At 65.6% G+C, this 19,931-nt stretch carries 19 protein-coding genes; 18 read left to right on the plus strand and 1 reads right to left on the minus strand.

Annotated elements, in window-relative coordinates; translation table 11 throughout:
- Nucleotides 1–1,556 (plus strand): enterochelin esterase (gene fes / locus DXK93_RS28450; protein WP_119451861.1); only part of this gene is annotated, 1,556 nt, incomplete at its 5' end.
- Between the two features lie 27 nt (nucleotides 1,557–1,583).
- Here the strand turns inward: fes and DXK93_RS28455 are convergent.
- Entirely contained in the window at nucleotides 1,584–1,913 is a 330-nt protein-coding gene (locus DXK93_RS28455) for a helix-turn-helix domain-containing protein (RefSeq protein WP_054451887.1), read from the minus strand.
- A 104-nt stretch (nucleotides 1,914–2,017) separates the two neighbouring features.
- On the opposite strand from DXK93_RS28455, the gene DXK93_RS28460 reads away from it, so the two are divergent.
- The 17 genes from DXK93_RS28460 (at nucleotide 2,018) to DXK93_RS28540 (ending at nucleotide 19,928) form a co-directional block, all read left to right on the plus strand.
- Nucleotides 2,018–2,722, plus strand: a complete 705-nt coding sequence (locus tag DXK93_RS28460) for a glutathione S-transferase family protein (protein ID WP_054451886.1) — start codon at nucleotides 2,018–2,020, stop codon at nucleotides 2,720–2,722.
- 162 nt (nucleotides 2,723–2,884) lie between these two features.
- The gene (locus DXK93_RS28465; RefSeq protein ID WP_119451862.1) at nucleotides 2,885–3,514 is read left to right on the plus strand and encodes a hypothetical protein; all 630 of its coding nucleotides are present in this window, start codon (nucleotides 2,885–2,887) and stop codon (nucleotides 3,512–3,514) included.
- A gap of 190 nt (nucleotides 3,515–3,704) precedes the next feature.
- A complete protein-coding gene (gene tssB, locus DXK93_RS28470) occupies nucleotides 3,705–4,247 on the plus strand; it encodes a type VI secretion system contractile sheath small subunit (RefSeq protein ID WP_054451884.1) in 543 nt (180 codons plus the stop codon).
- A gap of 83 nt (nucleotides 4,248–4,330) precedes the next feature.
- On the plus strand, nucleotides 4,331–5,842 hold the full coding sequence (tssC, locus tag DXK93_RS28475) for a type VI secretion system contractile sheath large subunit (RefSeq protein WP_119451863.1): 1,512 nt from the start codon (nucleotides 4,331–4,333) through the stop codon (nucleotides 5,840–5,842).
- Between the two features lie 67 nt (nucleotides 5,843–5,909).
- Complete coding sequence (locus tag DXK93_RS28480) at nucleotides 5,910–6,404, plus strand: type VI secretion system tube protein Hcp (RefSeq protein WP_054451882.1); 495 nt, start codon at nucleotides 5,910–5,912, stop codon at nucleotides 6,402–6,404.
- 63 nt (nucleotides 6,405–6,467) lie between these two features.
- Nucleotides 6,468–6,911, plus strand: coding sequence for a type VI secretion system baseplate subunit TssE (gene tssE, locus DXK93_RS28485; protein ID WP_054451881.1), 444 nt, complete (start codon nucleotides 6,468–6,470; stop codon nucleotides 6,909–6,911).
- On the plus strand, nucleotides 6,908–8,671 hold the full coding sequence (tssF, locus tag DXK93_RS28490; RefSeq protein WP_225590381.1) for a type VI secretion system baseplate subunit TssF: 1,764 nt from the start codon (nucleotides 6,908–6,910) through the stop codon (nucleotides 8,669–8,671). Before tssE ends, tssF begins: the two co-directional genes overlap by 4 nt.
- Nucleotides 8,668–9,693 (plus strand): type VI secretion system baseplate subunit TssG, encoded by a 1,026-nt coding sequence (gene tssG, locus DXK93_RS28495; protein ID WP_233564627.1) that lies wholly within the window; start codon nucleotides 8,668–8,670, stop codon nucleotides 9,691–9,693. Before tssF ends, tssG begins: the two co-directional genes overlap by 4 nt.
- A gap of 12 nt (nucleotides 9,694–9,705) precedes the next feature.
- Complete coding sequence (tssH, locus tag DXK93_RS28500; RefSeq protein ID WP_119451864.1) at nucleotides 9,706–12,402, plus strand: type VI secretion system ATPase TssH; 2,697 nt, start codon at nucleotides 9,706–9,708, stop codon at nucleotides 12,400–12,402.
- Between the two features lie 4 nt (nucleotides 12,403–12,406).
- Nucleotides 12,407–14,281, plus strand: coding sequence for a type VI secretion system Vgr family protein (locus DXK93_RS28505; RefSeq protein ID WP_054451878.1), 1,875 nt, complete (start codon nucleotides 12,407–12,409; stop codon nucleotides 14,279–14,281).
- 8 nt (nucleotides 14,282–14,289) lie between these two features.
- Nucleotides 14,290–14,979 (plus strand): toxin-antitoxin system YwqK family antitoxin, encoded by a 690-nt coding sequence (locus DXK93_RS28510; RefSeq protein ID WP_119451865.1) that lies wholly within the window; start codon nucleotides 14,290–14,292, stop codon nucleotides 14,977–14,979.
- A gap of 2 nt (nucleotides 14,980–14,981) precedes the next feature.
- Nucleotides 14,982–15,368, plus strand: a complete 387-nt coding sequence (locus DXK93_RS28515) for a DUF4280 domain-containing protein (RefSeq protein WP_119451866.1) — start codon at nucleotides 14,982–14,984, stop codon at nucleotides 15,366–15,368.
- Nucleotides 15,369–15,380: 12 nt separating this feature from the next.
- Entirely contained in the window at nucleotides 15,381–15,581 is a 201-nt protein-coding gene (locus DXK93_RS28520; protein WP_119451867.1) for a hypothetical protein, read from the plus strand.
- Between the two features lie 45 nt (nucleotides 15,582–15,626).
- On the plus strand, nucleotides 15,627–16,499 hold the full coding sequence (locus DXK93_RS28525; protein ID WP_225588892.1) for an ABC transporter substrate-binding protein: 873 nt from the start codon (nucleotides 15,627–15,629) through the stop codon (nucleotides 16,497–16,499).
- A 22-nt stretch (nucleotides 16,500–16,521) separates the two neighbouring features.
- Nucleotides 16,522–17,796, plus strand: a complete 1,275-nt coding sequence (locus DXK93_RS28530) for a dicarboxylate/amino acid:cation symporter (RefSeq protein ID WP_054451875.1) — start codon at nucleotides 16,522–16,524, stop codon at nucleotides 17,794–17,796.
- 9 nt (nucleotides 17,797–17,805) lie between these two features.
- Complete coding sequence (locus tag DXK93_RS28535) at nucleotides 17,806–18,504, plus strand: aspartate/glutamate racemase family protein (protein ID WP_119451868.1); 699 nt, start codon at nucleotides 17,806–17,808, stop codon at nucleotides 18,502–18,504.
- A complete protein-coding gene (locus DXK93_RS28540; protein ID WP_119451869.1) occupies nucleotides 18,501–19,928 on the plus strand; it encodes a dicarboxylate/amino acid:cation symporter in 1,428 nt (475 codons plus the stop codon). The genes DXK93_RS28535 and DXK93_RS28540 overlap by 4 nt, the downstream gene beginning before the upstream one ends.
- Nucleotides 19,929–19,931: the final 3 nt, after the last annotated feature.

The raw sequence follows: 19,931 nt of genomic DNA on the forward strand, positions 1-19,931 counted from the left end.
AGATGTGTATAAGAGACAGGTCGATGATAGGCGTGGCGCCGGGCATGGCCGCGGCGCAGTCCAGGCAGGGCGCCGTCACACCCGAGGCCCATGTGGACGAACGAATTTCGCTACAGAAGGGAGAGTTCCTCGCGGGCACCTGGGCCGCCGAATCCGGCGTGACCCTGGATCTTCTGGACAGCGCCGGGCAGCACGTACGCCGGCTGAGCGACGGCGAAAAGCCGGCCGGAGCCCTGATGCTGGTGGCGCCGGAAGATGGCCTCTACACCGTTCGCGCGCAGGGCCAGGGCCTGTTCCGCTGGGCCGTGACGGAACGCCTGCCCCTTGCGGAACAACGTGCGCCCGCGGCGGCGCTCGACAGCCCGCGCCTGACCGCGCTGGCGGCGACGCTGGCCGCGGGCGGCACGACGGATGCCTTTTGGGATGAGGTGGCGCAGCAAGGCACGCCGCTGGTCGAGGCCGTGGACGCCGGGCATGACCGCGTCACATTCCTGTGGCGCGGCGCCGAACGCAATGTGCGCCTGTTCGGCGGGCCGTCGTCGGACCATGCTCAGTTGGCGCGGCTGGGCAACTCCGATGTCTGGCATGCCAGCTTCGTCGTCCCCAGGTCCACGCGCCTGTCATATCGCCTGGCGCCCGATGTGCCCGAGCTTCCAGGCTCCGGCATGGCGCGGCGCCGCGCGATCCTGGCCACGGCGCAGGCCGATCCGCACAATCCCAAGGCATACCCGGCGCGCGGCGTCGACGCGTACCAGACCTATTCCATGCTGGAACTGGCGGAAGCGCCGCAGCAGCCCTGGGTCGAACCCCGCGCGGGTGTGCGGCAGGGAACGGTGGAGACCATGGAGCTGCGCAGCGATCTCATGCGCAACACGCGCAAGATCCACCTGTACCGTCCTGCTGGCTGGCAGTCTGGCGCAGCGGACAATCACGTGCTGGTGCTGTTCGACGCCGGCGCCTATCTGGGCCGCGTGCCCACGCCCACCATTCTGGACAACATGATCGCCGCAGGCGTCATTCCTCCGACGGCGGCGCTGCTCATCGACAACCCTACGGCGGAATCCCGCAGCCAGGAGTTGCCGCCCAACCCGGACTTTGCGGACTTCCTGGCGAAAGAGCTGATGCCGTGGGCGCGCAAGCAAGGCATCAGCGCGCCTGCCGCGCGCACGGTCATCGGCGGTTCCAGCTACGGCGGATTGGCATCGGCCTATGCGGCGTTGCGCCACCCCGAAGTGTTCGGCAACGTGCTCAGCCAATCAGGTTCCTATTGGTGGTCGCCGGCGGGCGAGGAGGACCAGTGGCTGACGCGGCAATTCGTCGCGGTGCGCAAGCTGCCGGTGCGCTTCTTCCTTGGCGCCGGCCTGTTCGAGTCCGGACGCGGCGGCCAGCCGGGCATCCTGGAGACCAACCGGCATCTGCGGGATGTGCTGCGTGCCAAGGGCTATCTGGTTACGCACCGCGAGGTGGCGGGCGGACATGATTACCTGGTCTGGCGCGGGACCTTGTCGGATGGCCTGCTGGATCTGATCGGCACTGGCAGGCAGGGGGGCGGATAAGCCCGGCTTGAAAGCTGGCAGGCCTGCTCAGGAGGCGTCTTCGGACGCCTCGCCGTGCTCATCCCACCAGTCGCCCAGCGCATCCAGCAGCGGCACCAGCGTCTTTCCCGATGGCGTGAGCGCGTACTCCACGCGCCGCGGATAGCCATCGAAATCAGTGCGCTGGACGATCCCGGCCAACTCCAGCTTGCGCAGCTCCAGCGTCAGCATCCGATGCGAGATGGTCGGATTGTCGCGGCGCAGATCGCTGAAACGCTTGGTGCCTTCCTTGAGGTAATAGACCAGCAGCGTCGGCCATCTGCCGCTCAGTATCTGCATGACTTCCTCGATGGGGCAACGCGAAACCAGGTCTTTCATGGGCGGGTCATGGTGACAAAAATGTGCGTAATTTACTTAGCCTAGCAGATCCGTAGAATTCAATCCGCTGCGCAGCGTGACCCTCATCTACGGAGAAAGAAATCTTGGAACCCATTCTTGTTTATGGCTTTCCGCTGGGAAGTTCCATGGGGCTCGTCGCTGCGCTGGAGTGGCTGGGCAAACCCTATCGCCTGTGCCGCGTGGACATGCTGAGCGAAATGCGTCTGCCCTCCTATGCGCGGATCAACGCGCGCCACGAGACGCCTGCATTCGTCAGCGAACAGGGCGCGGTTTTCACGGAAACCATGGCGATTGCGCGCTGGATCGAAAACCGTGATGACGAGCGCAGGATCAGCTTTGACCCGCTGTCGCCGGAATCCGACCGCATGCACCAGTTCATGGCTTTTCTGAACACTGGTTTCACCGCCGCCTTCACCCCGCATTGGGTCGCCCTGGAAATGGATCCGCCTGATCCGGCCTTGCAGAAAACGCTGCGGGAGTGGGGGGCGCAACGCGTCATAGAACGCCATGACAAGCTCGAAGCGATGCTGGGCGAGACTCCGTTCCTGATGGGCGATCGTCCGACTCTGGCGGACGCCGTGCTGGTGGGCGTTGCGCGCTGGCTGGATTTCCATGAGGTCGCTGCCCAGTCCCGCTGGCCCAGGCTGGCGGCGCTGCGGCAGCGGCTGGAAAGCGACCCGGCGGTCAAATATGCGATCTCGTTGGAAGAGGGAGCAAGCCCCGGTTATCCGGGACTGTGCCAGGGCCATGTGCCGCTGGAAACGCTGATCGCGACGTATGGAAAGTAGACGGCCGGCCGCATCCGGCGCACGGGCGGCAATGCCCCGCCGCTGTCCGTGCGCCGTCCTCGGGTCTTTGCCCCAGTAAGACCAAAGTCCCATGCGCGGCCCGCGGACGGTAGCTATCCTGCGGGCTTGCTGCCAAGGGCAGAGCACAGGAAGGGGTGGCTCATGAGTCTGATTCTGGGTAGGACAATACTGGACAAGGTGGAGACAAATCGGGTGCGGAGCAAGCCGGAGACGCTGGGGCAGTTCTTTTCCAAACCCGCCCCGCCGGTAGGTTGGCGCATAGGCAAGCTGAGGCCAGGCCAGTCTCTCTTGCTCTGGTCGTACAACCTCCAGGGCTTGATGGTCTGGATGGATAGTGCCGGTCCCGGCAGTCTGGGGTCCGTTCCGGGCACAGAGCGTTACGTTTCGACCTTTTTCGAGTACCGGCGCGCGCCCGAGAACGCGACCCTGCATGGCGCGAAGAACGTGGCGAAAGTCTGCTATGCCGCCAGCGTCGGGCTGCTTGTGGCCGAATGCCGCCAGTTGGTGCACCGTGGGGAGTTTCTGCCGGCCAGCCACTTGAGAGCTCTGCGCGAGGCACGACCTGCGAGGGACATGGGCATGGCGCGCTCCTGCCTGCTCGTGACGAAGCGGGAACCTGTTGCCAATGCCGCAGCCGCCACTCCAGAGGCCAATGAATTCGTTTCCACCACGGGCAACCCGAAGGAAATTGTCGAGAAAATCCAGTGGATGTCAGCACAGCCCTCGGGAAATTTTCTGGCAAGAACACGCTCCCCCGCGAAGCCGGGCTGACGCGGGTCGGGCCCGCAGTTTCAAGGTTGCGCCTAAGCCATTTCTCATCCAAAAGCAGGATGGAAATTTCTGATAATTTCAAAATACTACGACTAAAGTCCGATGTAGCCCCCGAAGGCCGGCGCTATTGTTCGCACCAGCAAAGCGCAGCGCTCGCTGTGCGGTACGAGTGGTTTCTTCGGAGAGGGTCATGTCCAATAGCTTGCAGAAATGGGTGGGCCGCAACCGCCCGCCGCGGGTTCAGATCACGTATGACGTTGAAACCGGCGACGCGATCGAGAAGCGTGAATTGCCGATGGTGGTGGGCGTGCTGGCGGATCTTTCGGGTCAGCCGGCCACGCCGCTGCCCAAGCTGAAAGAGCGCCGCTTCGTCGAGATCGACCGCGACAATTTCGACGAAATCCTGGGCAAGATCCGCCCGCGCCTGGACCTGTCCGTGCCCGACACCGCCAAGGGCGAAGGCAATCTGCGCATTGAGCTGAACTTCGAGAAGTTCGCCGACTTCCATCCCGAATCCCTGGTCGAGCAGGTGCCGCGGTTGTCCAAGCTGCTGGAGGCGCGGCATCAACTGCGCGACCTGCTGGCCAAGCTGGATGGCAATGACGAGCTGGACTCCATCCTTGAGCGCATCGTGCGCAGCACCGAGGAGCTCAAGGCCGTCAAGAGCGAAGCGCAGGCTGGCGGGACGGCCGGCGATGTGGCCGAACCGGCCGCAACGGCGCCGTCGGCCTAACGCGGACAGCAACGTCAGCGCGCGCAGGGCAGGCCTTGCGCCGAAGCCGCGCGCGGGCAATTTCAATTCTCAGGGTGACGAACATGGCAAGCAAACAGACGGCCGATACGGCGGCGGTTGGAGGCAACGCAACGCAGGAAGCGGCGCAGGCGGGCAAACTCAGCCTGCTGGACCGCATCGTGCAGGAAGGCAATATGGCGGTGGAGCCGTCGCAGAATTCCTACGCGAAGAAACTGCTCGGGCAGCTGGCGTCCCAGATCCTGGACGAAGGCATGCGCACCAGCCCGGACAAGTCGGTGGTGGCGATGATCAATGAGCGCGTGGCGGAAATCGACCGTCTGCTGACGGATCAGCTGAACGCCATCATGCATGCGCCGGACTTCCAGGCGCTCGAAGCATCGTGGACCGGCTTGCACGATATGGTCCATGGCACCGAGACGAGCTCGCGGCTGAAGCTGCGGCTGTTGAACGTCAAGAAGAAGGAATTGCTGAAAGACCTGGAGTCGGCCGTCGATCACGACATGAGCCTGCTCTTCAAAAAGGTCTATGAAGACGAGTACGGCACGTTCGGCGGCAGTCCGTATTCCGTGCTGATAGGCGATTACGCATTTGGCCGGCATCCGCAGGATCTGGCGCTACTGGAACGCATCTCCAAGGTCGCGGCCGCCGCGCACGCGCCGTTCATCGCCTCTGCCGCGCCCAGCCTTTTCGACCTGAAATCGTACACGGACCTCGGCGTCACGCGCGATCTCTCCAAGGTCTTCGAAAGCGCCGAGCTCGCCATGTGGCGCAGCTTCCGCGAGTCGGAGGATTCCCGCTACGTGGCGCTGGTGCTGCCGTCCTATGCGGCGCGCCTGCCCTACGGCGCCAAGACCAAGCCGGTCGATACGTTCAACTTCGAAGAGGACGTCGACGGCTCGGATCACAGCAAGTATCTGTGGGCGAATTCCGCCTACCAGCTGGGTCTGCGCATCACCGACGCGTTCGCCAAGTACAGCTGGTCGACCGCGATCCGCGGGGTGGAAGGCGGCGGCAAGGTGGAGAGCATCGCCGCGCATGCCTACAAGACCGATGAAGGCGACATCGCGCTCAAGTGCCCGACGGAAGTGACGATCACGGACCGCCGCGAAAAGGAACTCAGCGACCTGGGGTTCATTGCGTTCGTGAACGCCAAGGGCTCGAACCAGGCCACGTTCTTCGGCAGCCAGACGGCAAACAAGCCCAAGGTCTACAACAAGGATGCCGCCAATGCCAATGCGCAGCTGTCATCACGCCTGCCGTTCGTGCTTGCCGCGTCGCGGTTTGCGCATTACATCAAGGTGATGATGCGCGACAAGGTGGGCAGCTTCCAGTCGCGTACGGACGTCGAGAACTATCTGAACAACTGGATTGCGGACTACGTGCTGATCAACCCCTCGGCCTCGCAGGAACAGAAGGCCAGCTATCCGCTGGGCGAGGCGCGCGTCGACGTCACGGAGGTGCCCGGAAAGCCCGGCGCGTACCGCGCCACCTGCTTCATCAAGCCTCATTTCCAGATGGAAGAGCTGACCGCGTCCATCCGCCTGGTGGCAGACCTGCCGGCCGCGGCTGCCTGAACTTTCGAACCGCGCGCCGCCAGCCGGCGGCGCACGCCAACCGAATCCTCTTCGAACACGGAATTCCATGGATACCATCCTGCTCAAGATCAACAACATCAAAGGCAACTCCACTCTGGACGGCCATGCCGACGCGATCATCCTCTTGGGCGCCTCGCATGGCGTGATGTTGCCGATGTCGATGGACATGGCCAACACCGAGCGCGCCCTGGGCCGGCCCAGCTTCTCGGAAATGGCGTTTACCAAGGTAATGGACCAGTCCACGCCCGCGCTATACAACGCGTGCGCGTCCGGCGCCAAGCTGAACGACGCGACCATACTCATCGGCCGCAACGAGAGCGGGTCGTTCCTGTTGCACGTGAAGTACGTACTGGGCAATGCGATGGTCTCGTCCATCAACTCCGCGCTGGGCGAGGGCGGCGGCAGCGACAGCTTCACGTTGTGCTTCAGCAAGCTCTCCATCGAATACACCCAGCAGGCCACCGCCGGCAACAAGGCTGGCACGGCATCGTTCGGCTGGGACCTGGCGACGAACAAGTCCACCGCCGCGCCCAAGAAGTAATGCCGGACGCCGCTCCCGCATGGGCGGGAGCGGCGCCGGTGCACGTACAGGAACGCCCGCAACATGCCGACCGATACCCTTTATTCGCCCGTGCCCTTGTTTGACCGCCTGGCGGCTGATGCGGAGTCGCAACTGGCGGGGGCCGACGCGCAGAGACTGGCGGTGGCCAGGGACCTGGAGCGCCTGCTGAACACGCGTTCGCGCCTGGATTTCGAGGCCTTTTCACGCTCGGCGGCAACGGTGGTCGACTACGGCGTGCCCGACTACTCGGCGCGGTCGCCGGTGTCGGCGTCGGATCGCGAGGCCGTCGCTGCTGTAGTCAAGCAGGCCATCGCCCTTTATGAACCCCGCCTGTCCAATGTGTCGGTGGACATGGCGCCCGCCGCGAACGGGATAGGCCCATGCCGGCTGGAGATCCGGGCCGACATGCGGATCGGCGGCGCGGTGAACCACGTGGCATTCGAACTGCTGGCAGGCGCGCAGAGCGGGACGGGGGGCGGGTCATGACCGATCTGGCGTCCGATGGCATCCTGCAGTACTACAAGCGCGAGCTGTCCTATCTGCGCAATCAGGGGGCGGACTTCGCGCTGCGCTATCCCAAGGTGGCATCCCGGCTGGCGCTGCACGGCACGGAATCGCCAGATCCGCATACCGAACGCCTGATAGAAGCCACTGCGTTCCTGGCGGCCCGGGTGCACCGCGACCTGGATCAGGAGTTTCCCCAGATCGCCGCCGCGATGCTGGACAACGTCTGTCCGACGCTGGTGCAGCCCATCCCGTCGATGACCGTGGTGCAGCTGGCTCTGGACGGCAGCCAGGGAAAAGTGACGGCCGGACTGCCCGTGCCGCGGCATAGCGGCCTGGCGGCGCGGACCGAGGCCGGCGAACTTTGCCGGTTCCGCACCGCCTGGGATGCCACGCTGTGGCCCTTGAGGATAGGAAGCGCCGGCTTCTCTGAAGACCAGGCTTTGCGCCTGGAGCTGGAAAGCGATTCCGGCGTGGAACTGTCGGAGCTGGAAATCCGCACACTGCGCATCCACCTGCAGGGCGACTGGATGGTGACGATGCCGCTGTACGAGTTGCTGGCGGCGGGCGTGGCCGGCATATCGCTCTATGCCGAAGGGGGCGGCGTTGTGCCGCTGCCGTTGACGGCCTGGCGGGAAGTGGGATATGCGCCGGAAGAGAGCGTATTGCCGCAGCCGCCGAATGGATTGCCGGCGCACGGCCTGATGCAGGAGTACTTCGCATTTCCGCGCAAGTTCCATTTCTTTGACCTGGATTTGCCGCGGGGGCTGCCGTTCAAGGGGCGCCGTTGCCAGATCGCGCTGCACCTGGACAGGCAGGCTCGCGGCCTGGGCGCGATAGGCGCCCAGCATTTCCGCCTGGGTTGCACGCCGGTGATCAACCTGTACGCGCAGACCAGCGAACCGGTCACGATCGACGATAGCCATTACGAATATCGCCTGGTGGCCGACAAGCGCCGTGACGAGACGACGGAAGTGCATTCGGTGCTGTCCGTGATCCTGTCTGATCCGGCGGCCGAGCGCTCGATTCCCGTGCCCAGCTATGCGGAGGTCGAGCACGCGGACGCCGCTCGCGGTACGTTGTTCTGGTCTGCCCGAAGGGAACACAGTCTGCGTGACCGCGTAAGCGGCACCGACATGTTCCTGAGCTTCGTGGATGCCCGCAACGAGATTCGCCGGCCCGTTGAACCCGTGGTCTACGCCAATCTGCTTTGCACCAACCGGCGCCTTGCCGAGCAGGTGCCAGTGGGCGCCCGCATGGTGTTCGAACGTGTGGCGCAGAACGTATCGGTGCAATGCCTGTACGAGCCCACCGCGCAGCGCAACCCGCCCTTGGGCGGCGACGCGCTGTGGCGCCTGGTGTCGCTGCTGACGTTGAATCAGCAGTCGCTGGTGGAGTCATCGACCGGACACAAACGCCTGCAGCAGATCCTGCAGTTGTTCGCGTCCGGCAGCACGCGTGAGCAGGATCTGATCCGCGGCCTCAAGGGCGTCAGTGCGCGCCCAGTCACGGCGCATGTGGGCAAGGAGGCCTGGCGCGGCTTCTGCCACGGCATGGAAGTCACGGTGGAGTTCGACGCCGATGCGTTCGTGGGAGGATCGCCGCTGCTGCTGGGCGCAGTGCTGGCGCGGTTCTTTGCGATGTATACATCGGTCAATTCGTTCGTGCGGCTGGCGGTGCGCCGGGGCGACGAAATATGGAAGCAGTGGCAGCCCATGACGGGCTACCAGCAATCGCTATGATCGCCCGGCTGCTCTCCCGCCCGCAACGCTACAACCTGTTCCAGGCGATCGCCCTGCTGGAGCGCGCGACGCCAGCGGCCGCGCCGCTGGGCCGCGGAAATGGCGACGGCGAGGCTGTGCGCCTGCACGGGCATGTGTCGGTCGCGTTCGAGGCCAGCGACGTGCGTGCCATCGCCCGGAAGCAGGATGCGGGGCGTTGGGGCGAGGCCATGCAGACACGCTACGCCTTGACTACGCCGGTGATGACACTTGCCGGCGCCAGCAGTCCGCTGCCCTTGGCGTACACCGAACTGGTGCTGCAGCGCCGGGCGTCGCGGGATCACGCCACCGCAGATTTCCTGGATATCTTCAACCACCGCTTCCTGTCCTTCTTCTACCGAAGCCGCAAGAAGCACGCGCTGGGCCTTAACGCGTCCGCGCCGCATGCGTCGGCGCTGGTGGGCTGCCTGGATGCGCTGAGCGACCTGGGCTATGCCCGCGACGAGGCCGGTCCGCAAGGCCAGCGCCTGTGGGTCAGGCACGCCGGTCTGCTGGGCGTGGCGACGCGATCGATGACCGGGCTGCTGGCGTTGCTGGCGGACCGTCTGGGCTTGAAGGTGCTGGGCCGGCAATTCATCGGGCAATGGCGGACGCTGGACGCGAAGGATCATTCGCGCCTGGGCGGAAAGGGGTTGGCGTTGAATGCGTCGCGGGCGCTGGGCCGCCGGGTATGGGACCAGGGGGCCGGGATCCGTATTGAATTCCTGGACCTGAGTCCCGCCCGGTTCGAGCGCCTGTTACCCGGGGGCGCGGACCACGAACTGGCGCTGTGGCTGATCCGCAGTCACCTCCGGAGAGACCTGAATGTGGATTTCGTGCTGCACGCGCAGCCGCGCGCCGGTGCGTGCGTGCTGGGCGGCGCGGCAGCAGCCCGGCTGGGGTGGACCAGCTGGGCCACCGCTAAGCGGCAGACCCTCGCTCCGGCGCCGGTGCGCCTGACGGCGCGCATGGCGTCCGCTTCCCCATTGGCCAACCGTACATAAGGCAAATCCGGCATGGATATCGACATCCGCACGCTGCTGGCCCGGCTCAACCCGGTCTGCAAGCACGCGATGGAACTGGCGGCGCAGCAGTGCGTGCGCCAGACCCATTACAACGTGGATGTCGAGCCCCTGCTGCTGACGCTGCTGGAAACCGCCGCTCCCGATCTGAAAGCGGTGCTGGATCATTACCAGATCCGGGCGGAAGACGTGTCGGCGCAATTGCAGCGCGCGCAGGAGCAATTCAAGCGGGGCAACGGCCGCACTCCGTCCTTGTCGCCGAATTTCCCTCCCATGTTCCAGGAGGCATGGCTGCTCAGCTCGATGCTGCTGGGGCAGCAGCAGATCCGGTCCGGCACCCTGCTGCTGGCGTTGCTGGAGGTCGACAGCCTGCGCGGATTGCTGCTGGAGTCGGCGCCGGGATTGCTGAACATCTCCCGGGCCGACTTGCGAGCGGCATTGCCGTCCATCCTGGCGGGCAGCGCGGAAGACGCGGGAACCTCGTCTCCGACGTCCGGGCCGGGAGCCGCGGGCTTGCCCGCCGGCGGCGCGCCTGTCATGCCGACGCCGGGCGAGGGCGGGACGCGCCAATCGGCGCTGGAGCTGTATACGATCGACCTGACGGCCCTGGCGCGCGAAGGGGCGATCGACCCGGTGCGTGGCAGGGATGCGGAAATCCGGCAGTTGGTCGACGTGCTGCTGCGCCGCCGGCAGAACAATCCCATTCTTACAGGCGAGGCCGGCGTGGGCAAGACCGCCGTGGTTGAGGGCTTTGCGCAGCGCATCGTGCAAGGCGACGTGCCTCCGGCCTTGTGCAATGTATCGGTCCGCTCCCTGGACCTGGCGCTGCTGCAGGCCGGGGCGGGCGTGCGCGGCGAATTCGAGAACCGGCTGAAATCGGTGATCAGTGAAGTGAAGGCGTCGGCGACGCCGGTCATCCTGTTCATCGACGAGGCCCACCAGTTGATAGGCGCGGGCGGCAGCGAAGGGCAGGGCGACGCCGCCAATCTGCTCAAGCCGGCCTTGGCGCGCGGCGAATTGCGCACCATCGCCGCCACGACCTGGGCCGAATACAAGCGTTACGTCGAGCGGGATCCGGCGTTGGCAAGGCGCTTTCAGGTCGTCAAGGTGGAAGAACCCACCGAGGCGGCGGCCGTCGAAATGCTGCGCGGCATGGTGCAACGGCTGGAGGCCCATCATGGCGTCGAGATCCTGGATGCTGCGGTCAGGGACGCCGTGAAGCTGTCGCACCGCTATATCTCCGGCCGGCAGTTGCCGGACAAGGCGATCAGCGTGCTGGATACGGCTTGCGCCAGGGTGGCGATCGGCCAGAGCGCGGAGCCGGAAGAAATCGAGGCCCTTGGGCGCGCTATAGAGGCGGCCGAGAACCAGCTGCGCATACTGCGCCACGAGGCCGCCACGGGCACGGACCGTCATGACGCGATCGCGGCGACGCAGCGTCAGATAGAGGATCAACGCGAACAGCACCGCCGACTGGGAGAGAAGTTGGCAGCCGAACGCAGCGCGGTGGCTGAAATCCTGACTTGGCGCCGCCGTATCGCCGACCGCGTCGTGGCCGGCAGCGACAAGGCGGCGGACGAAGAGGACCTGGACGCGTTGACCGCCAATCTGACCCGCCTGGAAAAAGGCCTTGAGGCAGTGCAGAACGACGAGCCCATCGTGCCGGTGTGCGTGGACTCTTCGGTCGTGGCGAAAGTGATTTCCGGCTGGACCGGCATTCCGGTGGGCCGGATGCTGGCCGATGAGCTGCACACCGTGCTGTATCTGCAGGAGAAACTGTCCGGACGCATCGTGGGACAGGACGAAGCCCTGGACGCCATCGCCCGGCGCATCCGTACTTTCCGCGCGGACCTGGACGATCCTGGCAAACCGGTGGGCGTGTTCCTGCTGCTGGGTCCCAGCGGCGTCGGCAAGACCGAGACCGCGTGCGCGCTGGCCGATACCTTGTACGGCGGCGAGCGCAACATGATCACCATCAATATGTCGGAGTTCCAGGAAGCGCATAGCGTTTCCGGCCTGAAAGGCGCGCCGCCAGGATATGTGGGATACGGCCGCGGGGGCGTGCTGACCGAAGCGGTGCGGCGCCGTCCCTACAGCGTCGTGCTGTTGGACGAAATGGAGAAGGCGCATCCCGACGTGCTCGAGCTCTTTTTCCAGGTGTTCGACAAAGGGACCATGGAGGACGGCGAGGGCGTTTCCATCGACTTCAAGAACACCCTGATCCTGTTGACGTCGAATGCGTCGCAGGACGTCATCACCGATGCCTGCCGGGACGGGGCGCGGCCCTCCCCAGAGGCCCTGACCGAGCGTTTGCGCGCCCCGTTGTTGCGGCAGTTCAGCCCGGCGTTCCTGGGCCGCCTGGTGATGGTTCCCTACTACCCGTTGGGGGATAGCCAGATCAATGCCATTGTCAATCTGAAGCTGGAACGCCTGGCCCGGCGTTTCGCGCGCAACCACCACGCGAACCTGAGCTGGGACGACGCCGTGGCGCAGTCGATCGCGGCGCGTTGCAAGGAAGTGGACAGCGGGGCGCGCAATGTGGACCATATCCTGACGCAGGCGGTGTTGCCGGAGCTGGCGCGCCAGGTGCTGGAACGCATTTCCGTGGCCGCGCCGTTCGGCGGCGTCCATCTGGGCCTGACGCCCGCGGGTGCGATCGATTTCCGATTCCGCGACGCGGAGACCGGATAAGCCCATGGCCGCCGATCAGACCCAAGCCCACTGGTTTGCCTCGGTATCCACGCCGTTCGGCAAGGACGTCCTGTTGCTGGAATCCTTCAGCGGGCGCGAGGCGATGTCGGAGCTGTTCCGGTTCGATCTCAGAATGAGGTCGGCCAACAAGGCGCTGGATGCGAGAGCGATCGTCGGCAAGGCCGTCACGGTGACATTGCAGCGCCCGCGTCAGCGGCCTCGGCACTTCAACGGAATCGTCACGCGCTTCGTGCACCTGGGCGCGGACCGCGGGCATGCCTACTACCTGGCAGAACTGCAGCCGCGCCTGTGGCTGCTGACGCTGGGGCGGGACCGTGCCATACACCAGAACAAGACCGCGTTGGACATCGTCAAGGAAACGCTGGGACGCTACGAGGTGGCATTCGAGACCCGGCTGGGAGCGGGCGCCTATCCGCGGCGTCCCTATTGCGTGCAGTACGACGAAAGCCCATTCGACTTTATTTCCCGCCTGATGGAAGAAGAGGGAATCTTCTATTTCTTCGACGGCGCCGATGGCAGGCATACGCTGGTGCTGGCCGACAGCCCCGCCGCGCATTCCGTGAATGCGCATGCCGCCCGCCTGCAGTGCGCGCTGGACAAGGACGATGGGGCGGACCCGGACCGCGTGCATGCGTTCGAGATGGCGCACGGCATCGTGGCGCCGGGGCATGTGCTGGCGGACTATGACTATCTCACGGCGAGCACTTCCCTTGCCGCATCGCGCAAGCCGGCGCTGTTGCCCGACGCCCGGCACTATGTCTATCCCGGCAAGTACGCCGACGCCGCGGACGGCGACCGCAAGGCCGCCATCAGGCTGGCCGCGCAACAGGCCGACGGGCAGGTGGGCAGCGGCGTCAGCGGATGCCATGGCCTGTCGGCCGGTTCCCGCTTTGAACTGGCCGGTCACCCGGACAGCGCTCTGAATGTGTCCTACGTTCTGCGGGCCGTCACGCACGACGCGACCCAGGAGGGATACCGGAACCGCTTTGACGTGCTGCCGGAGGCCGTGCCGTTCCGTCCCAGGCCTGTGACGCCCCGGCCCATGGTCACCGGGACGCATACCGCCCAGGTGGTAGGGCTGGCGGGTGAAGAGATATGGACCGACGCGCATGGGCGGGTGAAGCTGAAGTTCCATTGGGATGACGGCCCCGCGCGCGACCAGGACAGCTCCTGCTGGGTACGGGTATCGCAGAGTGTGGCGGGGCAGGGGTGGGGGCATTGGTTCCTGCCCCGAGTCGGCCAGGAGGTGGTGGTGAGTTACGTCGACGGCGACCCCGACCGGCCGCTGGTGACGGGTACGGTCTACAACAAGCAGCAGACCTTGCCCGTGCAGCTGCCGGCGGAGCAAACGCAGAGCGTCATGCGGTCGCGCTCGTCCAAGCGGGGCGTGGCGGGCAATGAGATCCGCATGGAGGACAAACTCGATGCGGAAGAACTGTACTTGCATGCGCAGAAGGACATGCGGGTCGTCATCGAGGACGCGCTTGAGACGGAGGTTGGCGGTAATGAAAGCCGCATCGTCAAGCGGGGAGACCGCCGCATCGAGGTACAGAAGGGTAAGGAATCGCATGTGGTGCAGGGTGTGCGCAGCGTCGAGGTCCATGGCGAGGAAACGCACGCCAACCGGGCGGCATTTACTCAGGACGTGGCCGGCAATTACACGCTGAAAGTCAGCGGCAATCTTGTCATCGACGTCACAGGCTCCATCAGCATCAAAAGCGCGTCGACGCTGACCGCGCAAGCCGCAACCACGCTGAGCAACAAGGCGCTGACGATCGAACACAAGGCGACGGCGACGCAGACCGTCGATGGCGGCGGCCTGCTGGCGCTCAAGGGCGGCCTGGTCAAGATCAACTGAGGCGCGCCATGCATAGCTCCGATACCTCCTTGCCCGAGATCCAGATCATGGAAGAGCTGGACGAGGCCGGCCGCCTCTCGGCGCGCAGTTCCTGGCAGGCCGGCGTGGCGCAAGGCCCGATGACGCGATATGGCGCTGACGGAGAAGTGTTGCTGCAGGCGGAGTTCCGGCAGGGCCGCCTGTCCGGCTCGCTGCGGATACACGACGAATTTGGCGCGTTGCTGCGTGTAGCGTCTTACGCCGAGGGCAGGTTGCATGGCGAAGCGCTGTCCTATCGCGATGGCAAGCTGGCGTCGCGCCAGCAGTATGAGCTCGGGCTATTGCACGGGCCCTGCGTGGCATATGCGCAGTCGGGCCTGGAGACGTTGCGGCAGACCTACCTGATGGGCAGGCTCGATGGCATGGCCGAATACCTGCAAGATGGTGTCGTGGTCCGCCGCGAAAGCTATCGCCTGGGCCTCCTGGATGGCGAAACGCGTGACTACGCTGCGGACGGCACGCTGTTGGCAGCGTCTCCGTACCGCGCGGGGGTATTGCACGGCATCGCCCGCCGTTACGCGCCTGATGGCGCTGCGCTGGCCGAGCGCCGTTACGTGAATGGTGCGCCGGAGCAGCCTTGGCGCCGCTTGGAGCCGGCAGACTCCGAACCGTCATCTCCCACTTTCGGCGCGCGCCTGGAAAAGTGGATCAGAGGATAGCCATGGCCCTGCAAGTGACCGCGGGTTCGGCCCTGATGTGCAGCTTTGGCGCGGCGCCGTCCGTGCTGAATGTAATGCCTGCGGGCGTGCTGGCGGGGGCGTTGCCCGCTGCCACGATCATGGACCATGCGCCAGTCGCCAATGTGGCGCCTTTCGGCATGTGCAGTTGCCTGGGCAATCCGGCGGTTGCCGCGGCCACCGCCGCGGCCTTGGGCGCCTTGACGCCCATGCCCTGCATGCCCGCTACGCCCGGCCCCTGGCTGCCCGGTTCACCCACCGTGCTGATCGGCGGCAAGCCCGCCTTGCAGGACGCGTCGATGCTGCTCTGCACCTGGGGCGGACTGATCCGGATCACGGCGCCCGCGCAGGTCACGACTTTGGTTCCCTGAGGATGTGAACGCATGTCTTACGTATTCTCCCTGACTCCCCGCATGTTGACCGTCACGCTGGCCTGCGCCGTCCTGCTCTGCGTGCTGCTGTTCCTGCTGGGCTTCCAGATCGGAGCCCGCCTGTCGGAACCGCCAGCCGCGCCGCCGGGTATCGCCGCCGCCGCGCCCGCCACCGTAGAGGCCGCGGCGCCCAAGGCGGACCGCCATGACTGAGTTCCCCGCTTCTTCCTTTTGGCTACTGACAGGCCGGAGCCTTGCATGTTGCACCTATTGAAAACCCTGTTCCGGTCCGTTCGTCTCGCCGTGCTGGCGACGTTCTTCTGCGCGGCATCGGCCATGTCCTGGGGCGCGGCCGCTCAGGCGCAGACCGGCGTGGTGCGGATGGACAACGGCGCCCTGCTGGCGCCTGAGTTTGCCCGGATCATCAACCGGGGGGAACTGGTGGTCGCATTGCTGGGCGTGGACCAGCCGCCGTTCTTCGAAGAACGGAATGGAAAGCTGAGTGGCTTTGACGTGGATTTCGCGCGGGAGATCGCGCAGAAGCTGGGAGTGCGGGTGCGCTTCAACCGCCAGGCCCAGACCTTCGACGGCGTGGTGACCCTGCTGGCCGAAGGCCAGGCGGACCTTGCCATCAGCAAGCTGTCGCGCACGCTATCGCGGGCGCGGGTCGTCAGCTTCAGCGCGCCATACCTGTCGCTCAAGCGCGCCCTGCTGCTCAATCGCGTCAAGTTCGCGCAACTGGCGCGGGGCCGCTCGGTGCCGGAGGTGATACGCGCCTATACCGGCACGATCGGCGTGGTGGCCAAATCCTCTTATGCCGATTACGTGACGGCCAACTTTCCGCAGGCCGATGTGCGGCAATACCCCACCTGGCAGGCCGTGCTGGCCGCGCTGGACAGCGGAGAGGTCACCGCCGCCTATCGTGACGAATTCGAGGTCAAGCGCGTGCTGAAGATCGATCCCACGGCTTCGCTGCGGTTGCGGGTCGTGACGCTGCAGGATCTGGAGGACACGCTCGGCATGGCCGTCAATGCATCGGACCAGGCGCTGCTGGGCTTTATCAACCTGTACCTGGCGGACCGCAGCGAGCGGTTCGACGTCAACGTGGTCTTGCAGGCCACCAATCACTGAGGCAGGCGCAAGCTGGACCATCATGACTCTGAAACGACTCTACGCGATCGTCCTCAATCCCTGGCTGGTGCTGGGCAGCCTGGTGCTGGGCGGCCTTGCCGGGCTTTACCTGCCGGCATTTTCCCGCAGCCTGTCGCTGATCGGCGAGGTGTACGTCGATTTCCTGAAGATGACGACCTTGCCGTTCATGATCTCGGCGGTGATATTCAGCCTGCAGCGCCTGTTTCGCGACGGCGGCGCATCGCGTCTTTTTCTGCGCGTGCTGGCGGTCTTCGCCGGCACCGCCGCGCTGGTGGCCTTGGTCGGGGCGGCCGTGCTGCTCATCCTGAACCCCGGCGCCGACCTGTCCAGCGCGACATTGCAGGCATTCGGCCTCATCGTCGGCAGCGATTCCGCCTCCAGCGTCACTGTGATGAATCTGTACGGCGCCGATGTGCCCGCCAAGACCCTGACCCTGGCCGACCTGCTCGGCAGCCTGGTGCCGACCAATATCTTCGCCGCGCTGGCCAGCGGCGACGCCTTGAAGTCGCTGGTGTTCGCGTTGCTGTTCGGGATCGCGGTGGGCTATGTGCCTGAGCGCATTTCGGTAGGCTTGAGCCAGGTGCTCGAGACCGTGTATTGCGCTTGCCAGAAGCTGATGCACTGGCTCAGCCTGCCCCTGCCTCTGATCCTGTTCTGCATGAGCGCCTCGCAGATGGCCAAGTCTGGCATCGAGCCGCTGCAGGCGATGACACAGTTCGTTCTGGCCTTTTTTGCGGTGGCCGTGCTGCTGTTGTCGCTGGCGGTGGTAGTCATCTGGAAGCGTTCGAACCAGCCGCTGTCCGTGACGCTGGAAGCCCTGCGCGCGCCGTTCGCGCTGGCGCTGGCGACGCGCAACAGCGCGGCCTGCATGCCGAGCATGATCGAAAGCCTGGCCGACAAGCTCGGATTCGCCCGGGCGCGGGTGGAACTGCTTGTGCCTCTGGCCGTGTCGTTGCTGCGGGTCGGGCCGATGGTCTATTACGTATGCGCCACGCTGTTCATTGCGCAGCTGTATGGACGCCCGCTGGGCGTGGGCGAGGTGGCCACGGTGTTGCTGGTGTCGGTGCTGGCCGGCTTTGCGTCGGCCGGCATGACGGGCTTGGTGACCGTGTCGCTCATCGGGATCACCTGCGCCTATCTGGGGTTGCCGTTCGAGGCCGCCTTCATTCTCTTCCTGGCCATCGATCCGCTATGCGACATGTTGCGCACCCTGATCCTGGTGATCGGCAACTCGGCGGCGGTGTCGGTTATTTGCCCGCGGCCTCTGCGGGTATAGGAGGCCGCGATGACGATGATCGGAGTGCTTGGGGGCATGGGGCCATTGGCGACGGTGGACTTCATGGGACGCATTGTTCGCCTGACACAGGGCGCGCGCGACCAGGATCATCTGCCCATGGTGGTGGCGAACCTGCCGCATACGCCAGACCGTTCTTCCGCGATCCTGGGGGATGGCCTGGATCCGTTGCCGGCGTTGTACGCGGGCGTGGACCTGCTCAATCGCAGCGGCGTCGGATTGCTGGTGGTGCCGTGCAACTCGGCACACCACTGGTACCAGCAAATGCAGCGGCGCAGCGCGGCGCCCATGTTGCATATCGGCGAGGTTTGCGCCGACGCCGTGCCGCAAGGCGGCAAGGTCGCGGTGCTGGCCACGCGCGGCACGCTGGTGTCGGGCTTCTACCAGGCGAGCCTGCGCGAACGAGGTATCGATTTCCTGGTGCCGGGCGCCGTGGAGCAGGCGCGGATCACCGCCTGCATCGCGCAGGTCAAGGCGGGAGACCTGGCGGCGGCTGCAAGCCTGCTGGAACTGGCGTTGCGGCAGCTCGAAGCCGGCGGGGCGACGGCGGCCGTGATGGGGTGCACCGAGATTCCCTTGGCTGCGGGGGCGATCGCGCACGCGCCCATGCCGCTGATCGACAGCACGCAGGAGCTGGCGGCGGCAACCGTCCGCTATGCGTTGACGCGCGGTTGGAACGTGTCCGCATGAGTGCCTTGAACCGCCTCTCCGGCAGCACCGTATTGCTGGCCTTCTGCATGGCGACCGGGGCGTTGGCGGGCGTCATGGCGCAGCCGTTGGGGCACGCCGCCTACCTGGTCGGCAAGCTTTATCTGGTGGTGGTGAACATGGCCGCCATGCCCTTGCTGGTGGTGGCGATCTTCTTCGGTTTGCGCCAGGTGCTGGATATGCCGCGCCCGGGCAGGCGGATTGCGCTGACCGCGGCCCTGGCGGTGGCGCTGGTGGGCGCGTGCGCCGTGAGCGGCACCCTGCTGGGCGCGGCCGTCATGCCGGGCAAGCACCTGAGCCCGCAGGAACATGCCCAGTTGGGCGAGCTGGTCTGGAGCGAGGGCAATGCGCTGTCCGAGAACAGCGTCAGCCTGATGGAATCGCCGGATGCCGGCGCGGCAATGGGCGATGGCGCATCGCGGCGGGAGAGCGTGATGCGTGGGCTGCTGCCCGACAACTTCTTTCGCGTGCTGGCGCAGGGGAACACGCTGGGAATTCTGGTGGCGACGCTGTTGTTCGGGTTGGCCTTCGCTTCGTTGTCGCGCGAGCGTACCGCGTTGCTCGATGGAATCTTTGAAAGCTCGTACCGGGCGTTGGGGATCATCATCGACCGGGCAAATCTGCTGATTCCGGTCCTGGCGTTTGGCGCCAGCGCGTATCTGACGTCGAGCGCGCAGGCGGCCACGCTGGGCGCCATGGGCGGCTTCCTGTTGTGCTTCATGTTGTCGGCGATCGTGCTGTCGATCGCGGCGATGGCCGTCATATCGGCCCGCGCAGGCCTGCCGTTCCTGTCCGTGTTGGCGGAGATGAAAGGACCGCTGCTGGTCGGGCTGGCCTCCGGCAGCGCGACAGCGCCAGTTCCGCACGCCATCGAAGTCATGAGCGCGCGCCTGGGATTCAGCCGCGGCGTGGCTGAGCTTGCCTTGCCCTTCGGTGCGGTATTCCTGAGGGGCGGGGCGGCGCTGTATTTCGCGCTGGTGACGCTATTCGTCGCGAATCTTTACGGCAGGCCTTTGGGCGGCGCGGAACTCGTGCTGGTCGCGGCGGGTTCGATGGCGGCGGCCTTCGTGTCGGCAGGACATGGCGGAGCGGCGAACGTGGCGTTCGCGGGCTTGACGCTGGGGCTGCTCGAGCTGCCGGTGGAAGCCGCAGGCGTGTTGTTCGTGGCCATTGACCTGTTGTGCGACGGATTGCGGACGGTGCTCAGCCTGCTATGCGTGTGCGTGGTCGTGGCCTGGGTGTCGGACGGCCTTTCGTCCGAGCGGGCGGCCGGGCGCGACGGGACGGCGGGGCGCGCTCCTTTGCAACTGGCCTTTTCCGGCATGCAGCTGATGCTGATGGGAAGTTGCATGGTGCTGGCGGGATTGCTGATCGTATTGTTGGGTATCGGGTTGGGAGCCAGGTGATGA

The organism is Achromobacter sp. K91 (assembly GCF_003576205.1).
Lineage (GTDB): Bacteria > Pseudomonadota > Gammaproteobacteria > Burkholderiales > Burkholderiaceae_B > Achromobacter > Achromobacter aegrifaciens.